Raw genomic sequence first — 16,538 nt, 5'->3', positions numbered from 1 at the left:
CAATCCATTCAATAATCCAGATCGCGGGCGGTGAACTCCCTGACCGGCGAGGCCCCGCCGAGAATCCGGCGCAGGATGTGGTTCATGGTCACAGGGTCGTTGTCGAACCCGCCATGCGACCGGCTGCGCGTCACCGACGATGCGGCGTCAGCGATGTGCAGGCCACCGACCTTCAGCCCCAGTTCGTCCGGGGTCTCCGCCATGCCAGCCAACGGGGTTCCGCGCGCGCCTTCAAAGGCATTTGACACCAGATACAACAAAGACTTGCGATAGATCAAGCCGACGTTATCCGCCTGTTCCAAAGCATCCGACAGATTGTAGATGGCAAAGTTCTCGATCCGGGACGGTGTCGCCCCATCAAGGCCCGCCATCTTCCCATAATATTCGCGGAAAAAATCGACCCGGCACGCCGGGGCCATCAGCGAGCAACTACTGACCGGGATTGCCCCGTCCGGTCCTGTCAGCAATGACTCCAGCAGGTGGCCGACCAGCACGCTGCCCAGACTGTGGCCGATGACATGCAGCTTGATCTTGTCTTGCTGGAACAGCGGCTTCAGCGCGATCAGAAATGCCGCCAGTGTCGCGCTGCCCGCGCCATCAGTCTCGAACATCTGGCGGGCATTGCGCTTCATTTCCCGCCACATCGCCCCGCCAACCCCGCTCACCGCCTGCTCAATCAGCATGTCGGTGCGGTCAAAGCTGGCTCCGGCGCGGTCGTTGGTCCGCGTCGCCGCCGCAACGATGATATCCTTCAGCGTTTCGGCAAAGCCGGTGTCATACATCACCGCATAGGGATAGATACCGTTGGCCATGAACACCGGCGTCATCGCCCGTATCCGCTCGGCACAACTGTCCGGGCTGTTCAATCCGCCATGGGCATAAATCAGCAAGTGCTGATACCGACCATCCTCGGCGAACCGCCGGGCAATCAGGCCCGCCGTTTCGGCCACATCCTGCGCCGTGCTCCAATAGGGCTGGCGGGCACAGAACGTGCCATCATCAATATGGACAAAATGACCGGCAATGTCGTTGCGGGTGGGGGCAGAGCGGCCCCAAAGCCCGACCGGGCCAGAGGAGTTATTCCGGTTGCTCAGGCCAAACACCTGCGGCGTCGGCAGGGCCAGCCGGACCACCCAGGCATCCTGCACATTGGCCGCCCAGTCTTCATAGGACCACAAGGCCACTCCACCCTTCCCCCACTCTTGGCCCCACGAGTTTTGCACCCAGAAGCCATCGGCATCATACCCAACCACCGCAAAGGCATGATAGCCCAGCTGCGTCTGACCGGCGGCAATCACCGCTCTCTCGCCATGCACCTCCGGCGTTTCCCACCCGTCATGCACCGCCGCCGACACCAAAATGGTCTGGCATTCGTTCAGCGCGGCATGGAAATCCGACAGATTGGCGCGCAGACGATAATAAGCCCCCAAAGCGACCGAGCGGGCATCCTTGGCCTGTTCCACGCTGACTCCGCTCTGGGGCTGGGGCCAGAGGGAAAAACGGCACGCGCCGTTGTTGTACCAGCCGCGCAAGGCTCCGCGCAGGCTGGAGCCGTCATAGTCTTCACCCGGCCATTCATCGTGGCGGCGGGCCATGTCGTACAACATCCACGGGCTGACCGTTTCGCAACCATCCTCGTCCGCCAGCCGTGCGCGTTCCGCCAGCAACAGGTTGATCACCGCCGCCAGCGCAAAGCCGGTGCAGGCACCATCCCGCCCCTGATCGAGAATCACCGGGGCCTTCAGCGGCCCCACAGACCGTTTCAAAGGGATCAAGGATGGTTCGTAATAACGATCCCGGATATCCGGCACATCCGGCAGGGCATTGACCTTGCGCCCGCCCACGGTGACGGGGTGTGAGGTCTTCTGAGACGTCGCTATGGGCATGACCGACTCTCCTGATGAGTTATTCGGCCAGAATACTCCCCTCATAATAGTATTTAAATATAATTTTCGCCCTCTTGGATGACCTCCGTATCACTCCCGAACAGGCGGCGGTCCGGCCCGTCAAACATCATGCCACCCCGTTCGCCCTGTCGCCGGTCTGGTCCGAAATAGCTGTCGGTCCGCACAAAAGGGCGCGGCTGACGGATGACCTGAAACAATGCCCCGATCAATTCGCGCGGCTGAAACGGCTTGGGCAGAAAATGGCTGATCCCCACGTCACGGGCTCGCTGATGGACGCGGGGATCAGTCAGCGACGAGACCATCAGGATCGGCATGTAACTGTCCGGGCTGTCCTCGGACGTGCGAACCCAGCGGGTCAGCTCCAGCCCGTCCACCGGGGCCATGTTGCAATCGGTGATCAGCACATCCGGCCTGCTCTGGCGCAGGGCATCGATGGCTTCATGCCCGTTGCGGGCTTCTACCAAGTCCGACACTCCGATCACCCGCAGCACCTGACAGAGCATCAGGCGCATGTTCGGATTGTCTTCGACCACCGTCACCGACAAAGACTGGATCGCGGCCATCAAAAGCACTCCCATCGCCCTTTTCACAGTGTGTGAAAAAGCGGTAAAGCGGTTATGACTGCCTTGCCCCACCCCGAATCATGGGGGAAATGTCGCCGTGGTAGAACAGAAAATTCTCTCTTTTGACAGATCAGACACCTACGCCATGATCAACCACTGCGGGAACGAACCGCTGCGCCGGTTTCAGCAAAGACTCCTGCGCTTCGACCACCGCCAGCTCGGGACGCCCACCCGGCCCGACGCCCAGCGCCTGCGTGTGCTGTAAAATCGCATACAGGGCCGAGACCGCATCCCCCAGCGCCTGCGGGATATCCTGATCCAGCAGGATATAGCCCAGCAACAGCGCCGCCAGACAGTCCCCGGTCCCGTTGGGCGGCGGGTTCGGTGCAAAGGACAGCCGTGGGGTCGAGACCACCCACGCCCCGGCGGTGGTCACCGCCAGACAGGCAATCTGGTCCTGTGCCCGTTCGTCCGGCAGGCTGGTGACGATGCAGGCCGTTGGCCCCTGCCCTGCCGGGCGCAACAGGCTGCGGGCGGCCCGCAAAGCCTGCGACACATCGCGTACCGGTTGTCCGCTGAGGATTTCCAGCTCGAAGCGGTTCGGTGTGATCACGTCAGCCGCAGGCAGCATCTGGTGGCGGATATAGTCGGGAATGTCGGCCGCCGCATACAACCGGCCCTGCCCGTCGGGGGTATCATCCCCCAGCACCGGATCGCACAGGAACACCGTCGGACGGGCGTGCCGGGCCGCAGCCACTGCCGACAGCACCGCTGTCCCGATATCGGCCTTGCCCAGCCAGCCCGACAGCACGCCATCGCAGGCAGCCAGCACACCGCGCTGTGCCAGCCCCTGCACCACCTCGGCCACCACCGATGGCTCGAACACCACCCCTCGGGTCGGGCGTCCATCGATCGGCGGATAGCCGGTGTGATTGGAAAACAGGCAGGTATGGATTGGCCAGACGGAAAACCCGAGGCGCTGTAACGGAAATGTCGCCGCCGCGTTGCCGACGTGGCCATAGGCGACATGCGACTGAATTGATACGATGTTTCCCCGGCTCATCCCCGCCCCCGGCCCATGGTCGCGTCCCCTGCCCCGTCTGCCTGTATCATCGCCGGAAAAGCGGTTGCATGGGGTAAGAATTAATTATAGTATCCCGCAACCGCGAAATAAGTAACTTTATTGCGCAATGACAGTGTGCATAAGCCCTGAAATTGCGTATCCTTCTCCTGCCAACCGCCCAAAGGCGGAACGCAGGCGGCAGCCTACCCCCTTCCGGCCCCACCCGACAAGGAGGTTCTGCCGTGCGTTGCACCATACTCTGGCTTTCCGTCTTTTCTCAGGGAGTTTCCCCATGGCTGCTACCGCCCGTCCGCGTCGCTCTGTCCTGTATATGCCCGGCTCCAACGTGCGTGCGCTGGAAAAAGCCAGGTCGCTGGCCGCCGATGGCCTGATCCTTGATCTGGAAGACGCCGTTGCCCCCGATGCCAAGGTCGAAGCCCGCAGCAACGTGGTGGCCGCCGCTGGCAGCTATGGCCAGCGCGAAGTGCTGATCCGGGTCAACGGGCTGGCTACTCCGTGGGGACAGGCCGACGTGGTGGCTGCCTGCGCCTCGCAGGCCGATGGCATCCTGATCCCCAAGGTCGAAAGCGCCGACATGGTGCGGCAGGTCGAAGCGATCATGGCCGCCAACAACGCGCCCGACAGCATGAAAATCTGGTGCATGATCGAAACCCCGCTCGGCGTCCTGCATGTCGAGGACATTGCCAAGGCCAGCCCGCGTCTGGGCGGCTTTGTGATGGGCACCTCGGACCTTGCCAAGGACATGCGCTGCCTGCACACCACCTTGCGCCTGCCGTTCATCGCCGCCTTTAACCTGTGCGTGATGGCCGCCCGCGCCTATGGGCTGGCCATTCTGGACGGCGTGCATCTGGACCTGTCCGACGACGAAGGCTTTGTCGCCTCGTGCACCCAGGGCCGCGAGCTGGGCTTTGACGGCAAGACCCTGATCCACCCCAAGACCATTGCCGCCGCCAATGCCGCCTTTGGCCCGACCGAAAAGGAAGTCGCCTGGGCGCAGACGATCATCGCCGCCCATGCCGCCGCCGAACAGGACGGCAAGGGTGTGGTGGTGGTCGATGGCAAGCTGATCGAAAACCTGCACGTTGTCACCGCCCGCCAGCTGGTCGCCGAAGCCGAAGCGATCAAGGTGCTGGAAGCCGACCTCGCCACCGCCTGATCTGTCCCGTAAAAGGTTTTCTCCCATGAGCACCAAGACCAACGCCGGCAATTTTTTCGAAGATTTCCGCATCGGGCAGGTTCTGGCCCATGCCACCCCGCGCACGGTAACCGAAGGCGACATCGCCCTGTACACCGCCCTGTACGGATCGCGCTTTGCCGTCAATTCGTCGGCCACCTTTGCGATGGATATCGGGCTGGAAGATGCGCCGCTTGATGACCTGCTGGCTTTCCACATCGCCTTTGGCAAGACCGTCCCCGACGTGTCGCTGAACGCCGTTGCCAACCTCGGCTATGCCGATGGCCGGTTTGGCGAGCCGGTGCTGGCCGGTGATACCCTGACCACCACCTCGACGGTGATCGGGCTGAAGGAAAACTCCAACGGCAAGACCGGGGTGGTCTATGTCCGTTCGACCGGGGTCAACCAGCGCGGCGAAATGGTGGTTGATTATGTCCGCTGGGTGATGGTCAACAAGCGCGACACCAGCAAGCCCGCCCCGGAGCCAGTGGTTCCCGACCTGCCGGCGGTGGTCGATGCCAGCGCCCTGCGGGTGCCGGTCGGGCTGTCGCTGGAAGATTATGATACCGTGCTGGCGGGTTCGCCCTATCTGTGGGACGACTATGAAATCGGCGAGAAAATCGACCACGTCGATGGCATGACCATCGAAGAGGCCGAACACATGATGGCCACCCGCCTGTACCAGAACACCGCCAAGGTGCATTTCAACCAGTTCGAGCAGGCCAAGGGCCGGTTCGGCAAGCGGCTGATCTATGGCGGCCACATCATTTCGCTGGCCCGCGCGCTGTCGTTCAACGGTCTGGCCAATGCGTTCAAGATCGTCGCCATCAACGCGGGCAGCCACTGCAACCCGACCTTCAGCGGCGACACCATCCACGCCTGGACCGAAGTGCTGGACAAGGTGGAATTCAGCGAGCGGCAGGATCTGGGCGCCCTGCGTCTGCGCACTGTTGCCACCAAGGACCTGCCCTGCGCCGACTTCCCCTACAAGGACGCCGACGGCAAGTATCTGCCGAACGTGGTGCTGGACTTTGATTACACCGTCCTGATGCCGCGCCGGGTGGGATAACCCCTGTTCAGGTTAACCCAAATCATTCAACCGCCGGACGGGGAACCTCCGGCGGTTTTGTTTTGGCGCAGGTCCGGGGCAATGCTTCAGGAATAAATATGAATATATGAAAAATACGTAATCCTGCCCTTGCGGCAAGCCGCTTTTATTCCCAATAACAACAAACAGATTTCTTTTCCTCACCCATTTGATTCATAAAGGATATGCTCATGCTCCACGATGCCCCTTTGATTAGCAGCATCGTTGCCGGTCTCGGGTTGGCATTCATCTTTGGAGCTATCGCCAACAGGCTCAAAATCCCTCCGCTGGTCGGCTATCTGTTTGCCGGAGTGCTGGTGGGACCGCACACGCCGGGTTTTGTCGCTGACCAGACCCTTGCCCCGGAACTGGCCGAAATCGGCGTTATCCTGCTGATGTTCGGCGTCGGGCTGCACTTTTCGGTCAAGGACCTGCTGTCGGTGCGCGCCATCGCCATTCCCGGCGCGGTGGTCCAGATTGCCGCCGCCACCTGTCTGGGCGGCCTGCTGGCGATGGCACTGGGCTGGGGCTGGGGAGCCGCCCTGTTGTTGGGTCTGGCGCTGTCGGTCGCCAGTACCGTGGTGCTGCTGCGCGCCTTGCAGGATCAGCGCATTCTCGATACCAGCCGGGGGCGGATTGCCGTCGGCTGGCTGGTGGTCGAAGACCTGGCAATGGTGCTGGCGCTGGTGCTGTTGCCCGCCTTTGCCGGAGCGATGGGCGGCACCGACAGCGTTGCCACCCACGACCCGATTGCCGATTACTTTCAACTGAACTGGGTTGGCGTGCTGGCCCTGACGCTGGGCAAGGTGGTCGCCTTTGTGGTGGTGATGCTGGTGGTCGGGCGGCGGGTCATTCCGTGGGTGCTGCACCAGATCGCCCAGTCCGGCTCGCGCGAACTGTTCCGGCTGGGGGTTCTGGCCATTGCGCTGGGGGTGGCCTATGGGGCCGCCAAGCTGTTCGGGGTATCGCTGGCGCTGGGGGCATTCTTTGCCGGGATGATCATGAGCGAGTCCGAACTCAGCCATCAGGCCGCACAGGACTCCCTGCCACTGCGCGATGCCTTTTCGGTGCTGTTTTTCGTCTCGGTCGGAATGCTGTTCGACCCGCTGGCGCTGATTGATGACCCGCTGCCGATCCTTGCCGCCCTGTTCATCATCATTTTTGGCAAGTCCGTCGCCGCCTTTGTCATCGTCCGCCTGTTCAAGCATCCCGTCGCCACCGCCCTGACCATTTCAGCCAGTCTGGCGCAGATTGGCGAGTTTTCCTTCATCCTCGCCGAATTGGGTGTCAATCTGGGCGTGCTGCCGCCCGAAGGCCGCTCGCTGATCCTGGCCGGAGCCATCCTGTCGATCCTGCTCAACCCGCTGGCCTTCCACGGTGCCGAGCGCCTGCGCCCATGGCTGGAACGCAAGCTGGAAAAAACCCCGCCCACCGCCCCTGTTGCCACCGAACAGGCCCGCATCACCACCGATGCCATCGCAGACAGCGAATCTGCTCCGGCCCCTGCCCTCGAAGACGCCCCGGTCACCACCAGCAAGAGCAATCACATCGTGCTGGTCGGCTGTGGGAGAGTCGGCAGCCTGATCGTTGCCGGGCTGGCCGAGGCGCAGGAGACGCTGGTGGTGATCGAAGACGCCACCCGCGTCACCGCAGCCCTGATGGCGCTGGACGTCGAAACCATCATCGGCAACGCCGTCCGCGACGATGTACTGGCCGCCGCCAACGTCGCCCATGCGGCAACACTGATCCTTGCCATCCCCAACGCCTTTGAAGCGGCACAGGTGATCAAAAAAGCCAAGGCCCTCAACCCGCATCTGACCATCATCGCCCGTGCCCATTCCGACAGCGAAGTCAGCCTGCTGGAAGAGCTGGATGTGTCGGCAGTGATCATGGGGGAACGGGAAATCGCCAAAGGCGTGTTGTCCTGCCTGACACTGCCGCCGAAAGACCCGCAGCCCGACGCCGTTCCGGCCTGATTTTCAACTTTCGGGGCTCTGGTTACATTTTCTCCATTGACGAATACCGCCGTTTAACCAAATAAAGAGGTGCCTTCTCCGGGTCCGGGCCCCTCTGGCGACGACGGCGGTTGTCGTGATGTCGGACCTTTGCATGTCATAGCGCTGACGCGGCGCAGAGACAGCCGGAGGTTCCTGGTGGAACTCCTTGATATTGTGTCGATGTCCGTGATGGGGAAACCCGCATGGGCGTGGGTGGCGTTCATGACTCTGGTCGTGGCGCTGCTGGTTCTTGACTTGGGCGTCTTGCATCGCAAGACCCATGAAATCTCCATTCCCGAAAGCCTGAAGCTGTCCGCGTTCTATATCGCGGTCGCCCTTGCCTATGGCGGTTGGGTGTGGTGGTACCTTGGCGATACGGCGGGAATGAATTACCTGACCGCCTATTTTGTCGAGAAAAGCCTGTCGCTGGATAACGTGTTCGTTATCTCGCTGGTGTTTACCTATTTCGCCATCCCCCGCCTGTACCAGCACCGGGTGCTGTTCTGGGGCATTCTGGGGGTGATTTTCCTGCGTGGAATCATGATCGGGGCCGGGGCTGCCCTGATCGAACAATTCCACTGGATCCTGTACCTGTTCGGCGGTTTCCTGATCATCACCGGCATCAAGATGCTGATTGCCAGCGGTGACGACGAACCCGACATGTCGAAAAACAAGGTCATCGCCTTTCTGCGCCGCCATCTGCGGGTGACTGACCAGTTGCATGGCGACAAGTTCTGGGTCCACCAACCGGACCCGAAAACCGGCCATTCCATCCGCTGGGCCACCCCGTTGTTTCTGGCGCTGGTGGTGGTCGAAATTTCCGATCTGGTGTTTGCGGTTGACAGCGTTCCGGCGGTGTTTGCCATCACCACCGACCCGTTTGTGGTCTACACCAGCAACATCTTTGCCATCCTTGGCCTGCGCGCCCTGTACTTTGCGCTGGCGGCGATGGTTCACCGGTTCGAGTACCTGAAGTATGCTCTGGCCGCCGTGCTGATCTTTATCGGTGGCAAAATTTTCTATGCCAGCTTTGTCGGCAAGGTCCCGGCGCTGATCTCGCTCGGCGTCACCTTTGGCCTGCTGGCGGCGGGGGTGGTGGTTTCCCTGCTGCGCACCAAGCCCGATGAGGCGAGCGAAAAGGGCGGGTCGGTGTAAGCCGGGTCAGTCCCGATACGAAGAAACCCCCGGAGAGGTGGCCCTTTCCGGGGGTTTTGTTTATTGCGAGCGGTGAGGAGCAAGAACGTGGAGCGCTACTCCACACCTCCTTTACGAATTGAATTTCGAACAAATTATAAAAGAGAATTTTATATATTTAAACAACCATTGCGGTCAAATCACCTAGAATGGCGCCCATAAAAGTGGAGGCGCACTTTCGCAACAACAATGTGACAAAACAAAGATTTAGAGTTGTAAGCGCGCTTCACACCACGGTACACGACAGTTGAGGAACGAGTACAGGCTGCCGCCTGAAACCGCTCAGGGATAATGCCCCCGAACCCCTCTTGTTTCTTTACATATCAAATGAACGGGGGTCCGGAGCCTCAAGGCCCCGGCTCCATGACAGGGCACCGACCAATGCCCCCCGTCCCCTTACTCCACCGTCACCGACTTGGCCAGATTGCGCGGCTGATCGACATCGGTGCCCTTCAGCACCGCGATGTGATAGGCCAGCAACTGCACCGGAATAGCGTACAGGATCGGAGCAACAAACGGATCGACCGTCGGCAGGCTGATGGTGAAGACGGCATTCTGGCCCATCTTTTTCACCCCGTGCTCGTCCGAGAAGAACACCACCTTGCCGCCACGGGCGACGACTTCCTGCACGTTGCTGGCGGTCTTTTCAAACAGGCTGTCGTGCGGGGCGATCACCACCACCGGCACTTTCTCGTCGATCAGGGCGATCGGGCCGTGCTTCATCTCGCCCGCCGCATAGCCCTCGGCGTGGATGTAGCTGATTTCCTTCAGCTTCAGCGCGCCTTCCAGCGCAATCGGATAGCTGGACCCACGGCCCAGATACAGCACGTCGCGGGCGTGCATCACCTCTTCGGCGATTTCACGGATGCGCTCGTCGTGGTTCAGGACTTCAGAGGCCCGCGCCGGGACTTCGACCAGCGCCGCCGACAACCGGTCTTCTTCCGCCGCCGACAGCACGCCACGGGCGCGGCCCAGTGCCACCGCAAAGCAGGCCAGCACCATCAACTGGGTGGTGAAGGCCTTGGTCGAGGCCACGCCGATTTCCGGCCCGGCCAGCGTCTGTAGAATGGCATCGCTTTCGCGTGCCATCGAGCTTTCGGTCACGTTGACCAGCGAAACGATATGCTGCCCCTGCGCCTTGCAATAGCGCAGCGCCGCCAGCGTATCGGCGGTTTCGCCCGACTGGCTGATGAACAGCGCCAGCCCGCCCGGCTCCATCACCGGCTCGCGATAGCGGAACTCGGACGCCACGTCGATATCCACCGGCACCCGCGCCAGACTTTCAAACCAGTAGCGCGCCACCGACCCGGCATAGAACGAGGTGCCGCAGGCCACGATGGTCACCCGCTTGACCGCGCTGAGGTCAAAGGGGATTTCCGGCAGGGTCAGGGTGCGTTCAACCGGGTTGAACATGCTGTGCAGGGTATCGCCCAGCACCTGCGGCTGTTCGTAGATTTCCTTCAGCATGAAGTGGCGGAAGCCACCCTTGCCGATCACTGCCGCCGACAGGGCCGACACCTGCACCGGACGTTGCACCGGCTGACCGGCGCGGTCAAAAATCTCCACCCCGCCACGGCGCAGAACCGCCCAGTCGCCTTCTTCCAGATAGGACAGACGGTTGGTCATCGGAGCCAGCGCCATCGCATCGGAGCCAAGGAACATTTCGCCGTCGCCATAGCCGATGGCCAGCGGGCTGCCCAGCCGCGCCCCGATCATCAGGTCGTGCTCACCGGCAAAGATGATCCCCAGTGCAAAGGCACCTTCCAGACGGGCCAGCGCCTTTTTCACCGCTTCGACCGGGCCGCACTCATCGGTCCAGTAGGAGCTGATCAGGTGCACCACCACTTCGCTGTCGGTGTCGGACTGGAACACCCGCCCCTGCGCTTCCATTTCGGCGCGCAGCTCGGCAAAGTTCTCGATGATGCCGTTGTGGACCACCGCCACCCGGCCATCGGTGTGCGGATGCGCGTTGCGCTCGACCGGCACGCCATGGGTCGCCCAGCGGGTATGGGCAATCCCGACCGTGCCGCCAATCGGCTGCGCCCGGGTGCAGGCATCGAGATTGACGATCTTGCCTTCGGCCCGGCGACGCTCGATCGAGCCGTTGACCAGCGTCGCCAGACCGGCGCTGTCATAGCCGCGATATTCCAGCCGGCGGAGGGCATCCACCAGCAGGGGGGCCGCGTCTTTGTTACCAATCAAGCCAACGATGCCGCACATGGGTCAGCCATCCTTCAGGAAAGAGCATCAAGGGGAGGAGATGGAAATTACTTCTTCTTGGCCTGCATCGCCGCCCGGAAACGGGCAGCCCAGCCGGGACGGCTTTCCTGACGGCCACGCGCCACCGCCAGCGCATCGGCGTCGACCGCGCCGGTGATCACCGACCCGGCTCCGACGATGGCACCATCCCCGATCGCCACCGGGGCCACCAGTGAACTGTTCGAGCCAATGAAGGCCCCGGCACCGATGTCGGTATGCGACTTGTTGTAACCATCATAGTTGCAGGTGATGGTCCCGGCGCCGATGTTGGCCTTGCTGCCAACGCGGGCATCGCCGATGTAGGTCAGGTGATTGACCTTGGCGCCGGTTTCGACCACCGCCTTCTTGATTTCGACAAAGTTGCCGATGTGGGCATCAACACCGATTTCGGCCCCCGGACGCAGGCGGGCATAGGGACCAACGGTGGCCCCGGATGCCACCGTACACTGCTCGAAATGGCAGAAGCCCTTGATATCGACACCATCGGCCACCGTCACCCCCGGCCCGAAGACGGTGAACGGGCCAACCATCACATCGCGGCCCAGAACGGTGTCATGGCTGAAATAAACCGTTTCCGGGTCAATCAGCGTCGCACCGTTTTCCAGCGCCGCCGTCCGCATGCGGTCCTGGGCGATATACTCGGCCTGCGCCAGCTCGACGCGGGAATTGACCCCCAGCAGCTCGTCTTCATCGCCTTCGACCACGCAGCACAGACGGCCATCGGCACAGGCCAGCGCCACAATGTCGGTCAGATAGTATTCGCCCTTGGCATTGGCGTTATCGACCCGATCCAGCCAGCCGAACAGCGCCGAGCCATCCACCGCCATCACCCCGGAATTGCACAGGTCAATAGCCAGTTGGTCCGGCGTTGCTTCCCTGGCTTCGACAATCGCCTGCAAGTGTCCCTCGGCATCGGTCACCAGACGGCCATAGGCCCCCGGCTGATCGGGACGGAACCCCAGCACCACCACCCCGGCCCGGCTCTGTTCCCGCAGGGTGATCATGTTGTGCAGGGTCTCGGGGCGGATCAGCGGCGTGTCGCCGTACAGGATCAGGATGGTGCCGTTGACACCCTCCATCAGCGCCCGCGCCTGCAGCACCGCATGGGCCGTGCCCAGCCGCTCGGTCTGCTCGACGGTCGGGTGTGGCGCCACCACCTTTTGCACCGGCGCCATGTCCGGCCCGATCACCACCGCCACCGGCGACAGCCCCAGTCCTTCGGCCCCGGCAATCACATGGCTGACCATCGGACGCCCTAGCACCGGATGCATCACCTTTGGCAGCGCCGATTTCATACGGGTGCCCATGCCGGCAGCCAGCACAATGGCAGCGGCCGAAGACGGAAGCGAAGACGAAGAAAGGGAAGACATGAGGGGCCAGCCGATGCACTATTGCGTTGCGGAATGATGCGAAGACACTGCCATAGCACCATCTGCACAACAAATCAAAACGTGTTGCACTTTGTTAACAGGAGCCCCGTTCATGCCCCCCCTTTCCCGGTCCGTGCTGTTGTTTGACCTTGATGGCACGCTGATCAACAGCATCCCCGACATGCGGGCGGCAGTGAATGCCACCCTGGCCGATGACGGCCTGCCAGCCTTTACCGATGAACAGGTTTCCCGCATGGTCGGGCGCGGCGCGCGCGTGCTGATGCAGCGGGCCTATACCGCCGCAGGCGTTCCGCTGGCCGATGATCAGGCGGTGCAAACCGTGGTTGACCGCTTTCTGGTCCACTATGACCGCTCGCCGGTGGCAATGACCCATGTCTATGACGGCGTTCCCGAAACGCTGGCCCAACTGAAGCAGGCCGGATACCGGATGGCGGTCTGCACCAACAAGCCGCACAGCGCCACCCTGCAGATCATGAACCTGCTGGGCCTGAGCGATCATTTCGAGGTCATTTGGGGCGCAGGCCAGATTCCGCAGGTCAAGCCGGACCCGGCCCCGCTGCTGGCAACCCTTGACCAGCTGGGCGCCGATGCCAGACAGGCGGTGATGATCGGCGACAGCCAGAATGACACCGATGCCGCCCGGGCAGCAGGCATTCCGACCGTTTGCGTCACCTTTGGCTATCGCCATGGCACGCTGGAAGACCTGCGGGCGGACAGCCTGATTGACCACATCAGCGAGCTGCCAGCGGCCCTGTCGGCACTGTCATAAAAATTTTCAAAAACCCTGTTGACAGAGGGGGGCCAAGCCTATAGAAACTGGCCTCCCAAGCGACGGAGACGCAAGACACCGCCGCAAAAAAACGAAAGCCCGCGCAGCCCGGCTGCACACGGCGACGATATCCGAGCAGGATGGGCGATTAGCTCAGCGGGAGAGCACACCCTTCACACGGGTGGGGTCACAAGTTCAATCCTTGTATCGCCCACCATCCTGCATCGACCGCCTCCGCCCCGCGAGGCACCCTACCCCAAGGGGTAGGAAGACGAACAGAGGTTCGTATGCGAGAGATGGGCGATTAGCTCAGCGGGAGAGCACACCCTTCACACGGGTGGGGTCACAAGTTCAATCCTTGTATCGCCCACCATCTCTCATCAAGGTCTCTTCAAGACAACCTGCCTGAAAGCCAGTACACGGCTTGTCGGGCCGAATGCATGTCATGCATCAGGTTCAATTCGGAACGCGGGCAATCACCTTGATCTCGAAGTCAAACCCTGCGAGCCAATTGACACCAATCGCGGTCCAGTTCGGGTAAGGTGCCTGCGGAAAGACCTCGCTCTTCACCTTCATGATCGTTTCAAACTGATTTTCCGGATCGGTGTGGAACGTTGTCACATCAACAATATCGTCAAAGGTGCAGCCGCCTGCCGCCAGTGTTGCCTCCAGATTGGAGAAGGCCAATTGCACCTGCCTGGCGAAGTCCGGCTCCGGCGAGCCATCAGCACGACTTCCAACCTGCCCGGAAACAAACAAAAGATCGCCAGATGCAATCGCGGCCGAATAGCCATGAGCTTCGTAGAGGGCATGGCGGTTCGCCGGAAAAACAGCATTACGTCTGGTCATGGGATCACCCTTTCTTGAACATGCCTAGACCAGCGTGCGTTAAATGTAACGCAGGAACGCTAGTCTAACCGTTTGTTTTGTCGCAGTGATAGCGCGCAAAACCGGAATCACTTTTGCACTCACTGCTTTAAGCCCGCGATGCGAACGTTCATCGCAGCCGGGGACCGGTTCTCAGTTGCGGCGTAATTTTATATACGCTATGTATGTCAATAACTGACATACGGATTGCATGTCAACTCGAATACACTCCGTATGTGAAAGAGAGGCCATTCGTGACACCACGCCGACGCATCGAAACCATGGAAAAAAACCGTGCCAAGCTGATTGCGGCAGCACGCCGGGCTTTTGCCGAAAAAGGGTTCAGCACAGCATCAATGGACGAACTCACCGCAGATGCCGGGCTGACACGCGGGGCGCTTTACCACAACTTCGGTGATAAAAAGGGGCTGCTTGCCGCCGTGGTCGCTCAAGTCGATGAAGAAATGGCTCTGCGGGCGCAAGAACTGGCGGCGACCGCGCCGAACGACTGGGAGAGCCTGCTTGCAGAAGGATCGGCGTATATCGAGATGGCCCTCGACCCTGAAATTCGCCGGATCGTTCTGCTGGACGGGCCAGCCTTTCTCGGCGACCCCTCACAATGGCCCAGCCAGAACGCTTGTCTGGAAACGACGAAGCAGACCGTTGGCAGACTGATTGCGAACGGGATCATGAAGCCTGTCGATGACGAGGCGGCGGCACGCCTTCTCAACGGAGCGGCATTGAATGCTGCCTTGTGGGTGGCGGCCAGCGATGACCCCGGCACCGTCCTGCCCAGAGCGATTGAGGCTTTCCGCATCATGGCGGCAGGGTTTCTGGCTAAGGAGCAGCCGCGCTGCAATGCCCCGGTCTGACTGGCCCCACACCCAAGCCCCAAGATGACCACATCAGGCGTCACCCGCAAAAATCAGCGAAAAGACCGCTCCGCCCCCCACGACATCGCCAATTTCGACCCGACCGCCATGCAGACGCATGGTAGCAGCGACGATGGCCAGCCCCAGCCCGGCCCCGCTGTCGCCCAGCCGGTCGCCATCGCCCCGCCAAAAGCGTTCAAAAATCAACGGGCGCAATGCTGATGGAACCCCACTCCCTTGATCTTCGACCGAGATCACCCGTGCCTCAGCCGCCAGCCGGATGGTCACCACCGACCCGGCGGGCGTATGCCGCAAGGCATTTTCCACCAGATTGCGCACCGCCCGGAACAGGAAATCGAACGAGCCCGCCACCAGACAGGGATGCTCGGCCCCGATGACTTCTATTTCACGGTGCTGTTCAAAGGCGATCGGCCCCATGTGGCGAGCAACATCAATCGCCAGTGCCGCCAGATCCACCGGATCAGAAACCCCGCCCTGCAAACCGTCCAGCCGTGCCAGAGCCAGCAATTGCAACACCAGCCGCTCCATGCTGCCCAGATCGTCGGCAAGGGAGGCGGCAATCCCCCGGTCATCCAGCACCTCAAGGTGGGTCTTCAGAACCGCCAGCGGTGTCCTTAACTCATGGGCGGCATCAGCGATGAAATTGCGTTGCGCCAGATATCCCTGCTCCAGCCGGTCCAGACAACGGTTTACCGCCTGAACCAACGGCATCACATCCGGCGGCAAACCGCGTTCGGACAACCGGGCCGAAGTCGTCTGCGGGCCAATGGCCGCCGCTTCCTCTGATGCCCGGCGCAAGGGACGCAGGGACCAGTACAGGACCAGGGCATTCGCCACCAGCGTAATGGTCAGGAATCCCCAGCAAATCACCGCCAGATGATGGGACAGACGGCGCATCATGCCGCCGTAAAACAGGGTTGGGTCCGGCGTCGCCACTTGCAACGTCGCCGTCCCCTTGTGGGCGGAAAAGCCATACAGGGCAGGAGCATCACCCGCCGCAGGAATGCGAAATGACTCGTTGAACCATGGCTGGGACTGGGTGAAAAACAAGCCGGTGACGCCCTCCGACGCGGCCAGAACCTGCCCGCGTTCATCAACGGCGACAAAACGCAGATGATAGCGTGACAGCAAGGCCGTCATCTCGGGCGGAATGCCGGGATTGTCCTCCGCATCATAGGTGCGGAACAGCTTTTTCAGGGGCTCGAGCTGTTCGACGTCATCCTCAGGGATGACGCTTCGCCAGAAACTCAGATAAAATTGTAGGACAATCAGGGCTGCCGCCAGCAGATTGACCACCAGCAACACCACCGATGCCCGCACCGACAGCGACCATGATGCAGGCCGGAACATCAC

The 16,538-nt window shown here is 61.5% G+C and carries 13 protein-coding genes and 2 tRNA genes; 8 read left to right on the top strand and 7 right to left on the bottom strand.

Features of this window, described 5'->3' with window-relative positions:
* Window positions 1-8: 8 nt before the first annotated feature.
* The 3 genes from BW995_RS14220 to pdxY all read right to left on the bottom strand — a co-directional run bounded on the left by BW995_RS14220 (window position 9) and on the right by pdxY (window position 3,533).
* Complete coding sequence (locus BW995_RS14220) at window positions 9-1,886, bottom strand: C1 family peptidase (RefSeq protein WP_076401078.1); 1,878 nt, start codon at window positions 1,884-1,886, stop codon at window positions 9-11.
* Between the two features lie 53 nt (window positions 1,887-1,939).
* The gene (locus BW995_RS14215) at window positions 1,940-2,470 is read right to left on the bottom strand and encodes a response regulator (protein ID WP_076401077.1); all 531 of its coding nucleotides are present in this window, start codon (window positions 2,468-2,470) and stop codon (window positions 1,940-1,942) included.
* Window positions 2,471-2,600: 130 nt separating this feature from the next.
* Window positions 2,601-3,533, bottom strand: coding sequence for a pyridoxal kinase PdxY (gene pdxY, locus BW995_RS14210; RefSeq protein ID WP_076401076.1), 933 nt, complete (start codon window positions 3,531-3,533; stop codon window positions 2,601-2,603).
* A 292-nt stretch (window positions 3,534-3,825) separates the two neighbouring features.
* Between pdxY and BW995_RS14205 the strand changes: the two genes are divergently transcribed.
* The 4 genes from BW995_RS14205 (at window position 3,826) to BW995_RS14190 (ending at window position 8,967) form a co-directional block, all read left to right on the top strand.
* Entirely contained in the window at window positions 3,826-4,710 is an 885-nt protein-coding gene (locus BW995_RS14205; protein ID WP_076401075.1) for an HpcH/HpaI aldolase/citrate lyase family protein, read from the top strand.
* 25 nt (window positions 4,711-4,735) lie between these two features.
* Complete coding sequence (locus tag BW995_RS14200) at window positions 4,736-5,797, top strand: MaoC family dehydratase (RefSeq protein WP_076401074.1); 1,062 nt, start codon at window positions 4,736-4,738, stop codon at window positions 5,795-5,797.
* 209 nt (window positions 5,798-6,006) lie between these two features.
* A complete protein-coding gene (gene ybaL / locus BW995_RS14195) occupies window positions 6,007-7,791 on the top strand; it encodes a YbaL family putative K(+) efflux transporter (protein WP_076401073.1) in 1,785 nt (594 codons plus the stop codon).
* A gap of 177 nt (window positions 7,792-7,968) precedes the next feature.
* Entirely contained in the window at window positions 7,969-8,967 is a 999-nt protein-coding gene (locus BW995_RS14190) for a TerC family protein (protein ID WP_076401072.1), read from the top strand.
* A gap of 435 nt (window positions 8,968-9,402) precedes the next feature.
* On the opposite strand, the gene glmS is transcribed toward BW995_RS14190, so the two are convergent.
* Entirely contained in the window at window positions 9,403-11,226 is a 1,824-nt protein-coding gene (glmS, locus tag BW995_RS14185) for a glutamine--fructose-6-phosphate transaminase (isomerizing) (protein ID WP_076401071.1), read from the bottom strand.
* A gap of 47 nt (window positions 11,227-11,273) precedes the next feature.
* Window positions 11,274-12,635 (bottom strand): bifunctional UDP-N-acetylglucosamine diphosphorylase/glucosamine-1-phosphate N-acetyltransferase GlmU, encoded by a 1,362-nt coding sequence (gene glmU, locus BW995_RS14180; protein ID WP_076401070.1) that lies wholly within the window; start codon window positions 12,633-12,635, stop codon window positions 11,274-11,276.
* Window positions 12,636-12,747: 112 nt separating this feature from the next.
* Between glmU and gph the strand changes: the two genes are divergently transcribed.
* The 3 genes from gph to BW995_RS14165 all read left to right on the top strand — a co-directional run bounded on the left by gph (window position 12,748) and on the right by BW995_RS14165 (window position 13,798).
* The gene (gene gph, locus BW995_RS14175; RefSeq protein ID WP_076401069.1) at window positions 12,748-13,425 is read left to right on the top strand and encodes a phosphoglycolate phosphatase; all 678 of its coding nucleotides are present in this window, start codon (window positions 12,748-12,750) and stop codon (window positions 13,423-13,425) included.
* Window positions 13,426-13,567: 142 nt separating this feature from the next.
* Window positions 13,568-13,642 (top strand) — tRNA-Val (locus BW995_RS14170).
* An 81-nt stretch (window positions 13,643-13,723) separates the two neighbouring features.
* Window positions 13,724-13,798, top strand: a tRNA-Val gene (locus BW995_RS14165).
* Window positions 13,799-13,881: 83 nt separating this feature from the next.
* Here the strand turns inward: BW995_RS14165 and BW995_RS14160 are convergent.
* A complete protein-coding gene (locus tag BW995_RS14160) occupies window positions 13,882-14,274 on the bottom strand; it encodes a RidA family protein (protein ID WP_076401068.1) in 393 nt (130 codons plus the stop codon).
* A gap of 272 nt (window positions 14,275-14,546) precedes the next feature.
* Between BW995_RS14160 and BW995_RS14155 the strand changes: the two genes are divergently transcribed.
* Window positions 14,547-15,164, top strand: a complete 618-nt coding sequence (locus tag BW995_RS14155) for a TetR/AcrR family transcriptional regulator (RefSeq protein WP_217696098.1) — start codon at window positions 14,547-14,549, stop codon at window positions 15,162-15,164.
* A gap of 33 nt (window positions 15,165-15,197) precedes the next feature.
* On the opposite strand, the gene BW995_RS14150 is transcribed toward BW995_RS14155, so the two are convergent.
* Window positions 15,198-16,535 carry a sensor histidine kinase gene (locus BW995_RS14150; protein ID WP_076401067.1) on the bottom strand — a complete coding sequence of 446 codons (1,338 nt, stop codon included), beginning with the start codon at window positions 16,533-16,535 and terminating at the stop codon, window positions 15,198-15,200.
* Between the last annotated feature and the right edge of the window lie 3 nt (window positions 16,536-16,538).

Source organism: Insolitispirillum peregrinum, assembly GCF_900156605.1.
Lineage (GTDB): Bacteria > Pseudomonadota > Alphaproteobacteria > Rhodospirillales > Rhodospirillaceae > Insolitispirillum > Insolitispirillum peregrinum.
Note: the sequence above shows the minus strand (reverse complement) of the source record. Positions and strands in the feature narration are given on the sequence as shown.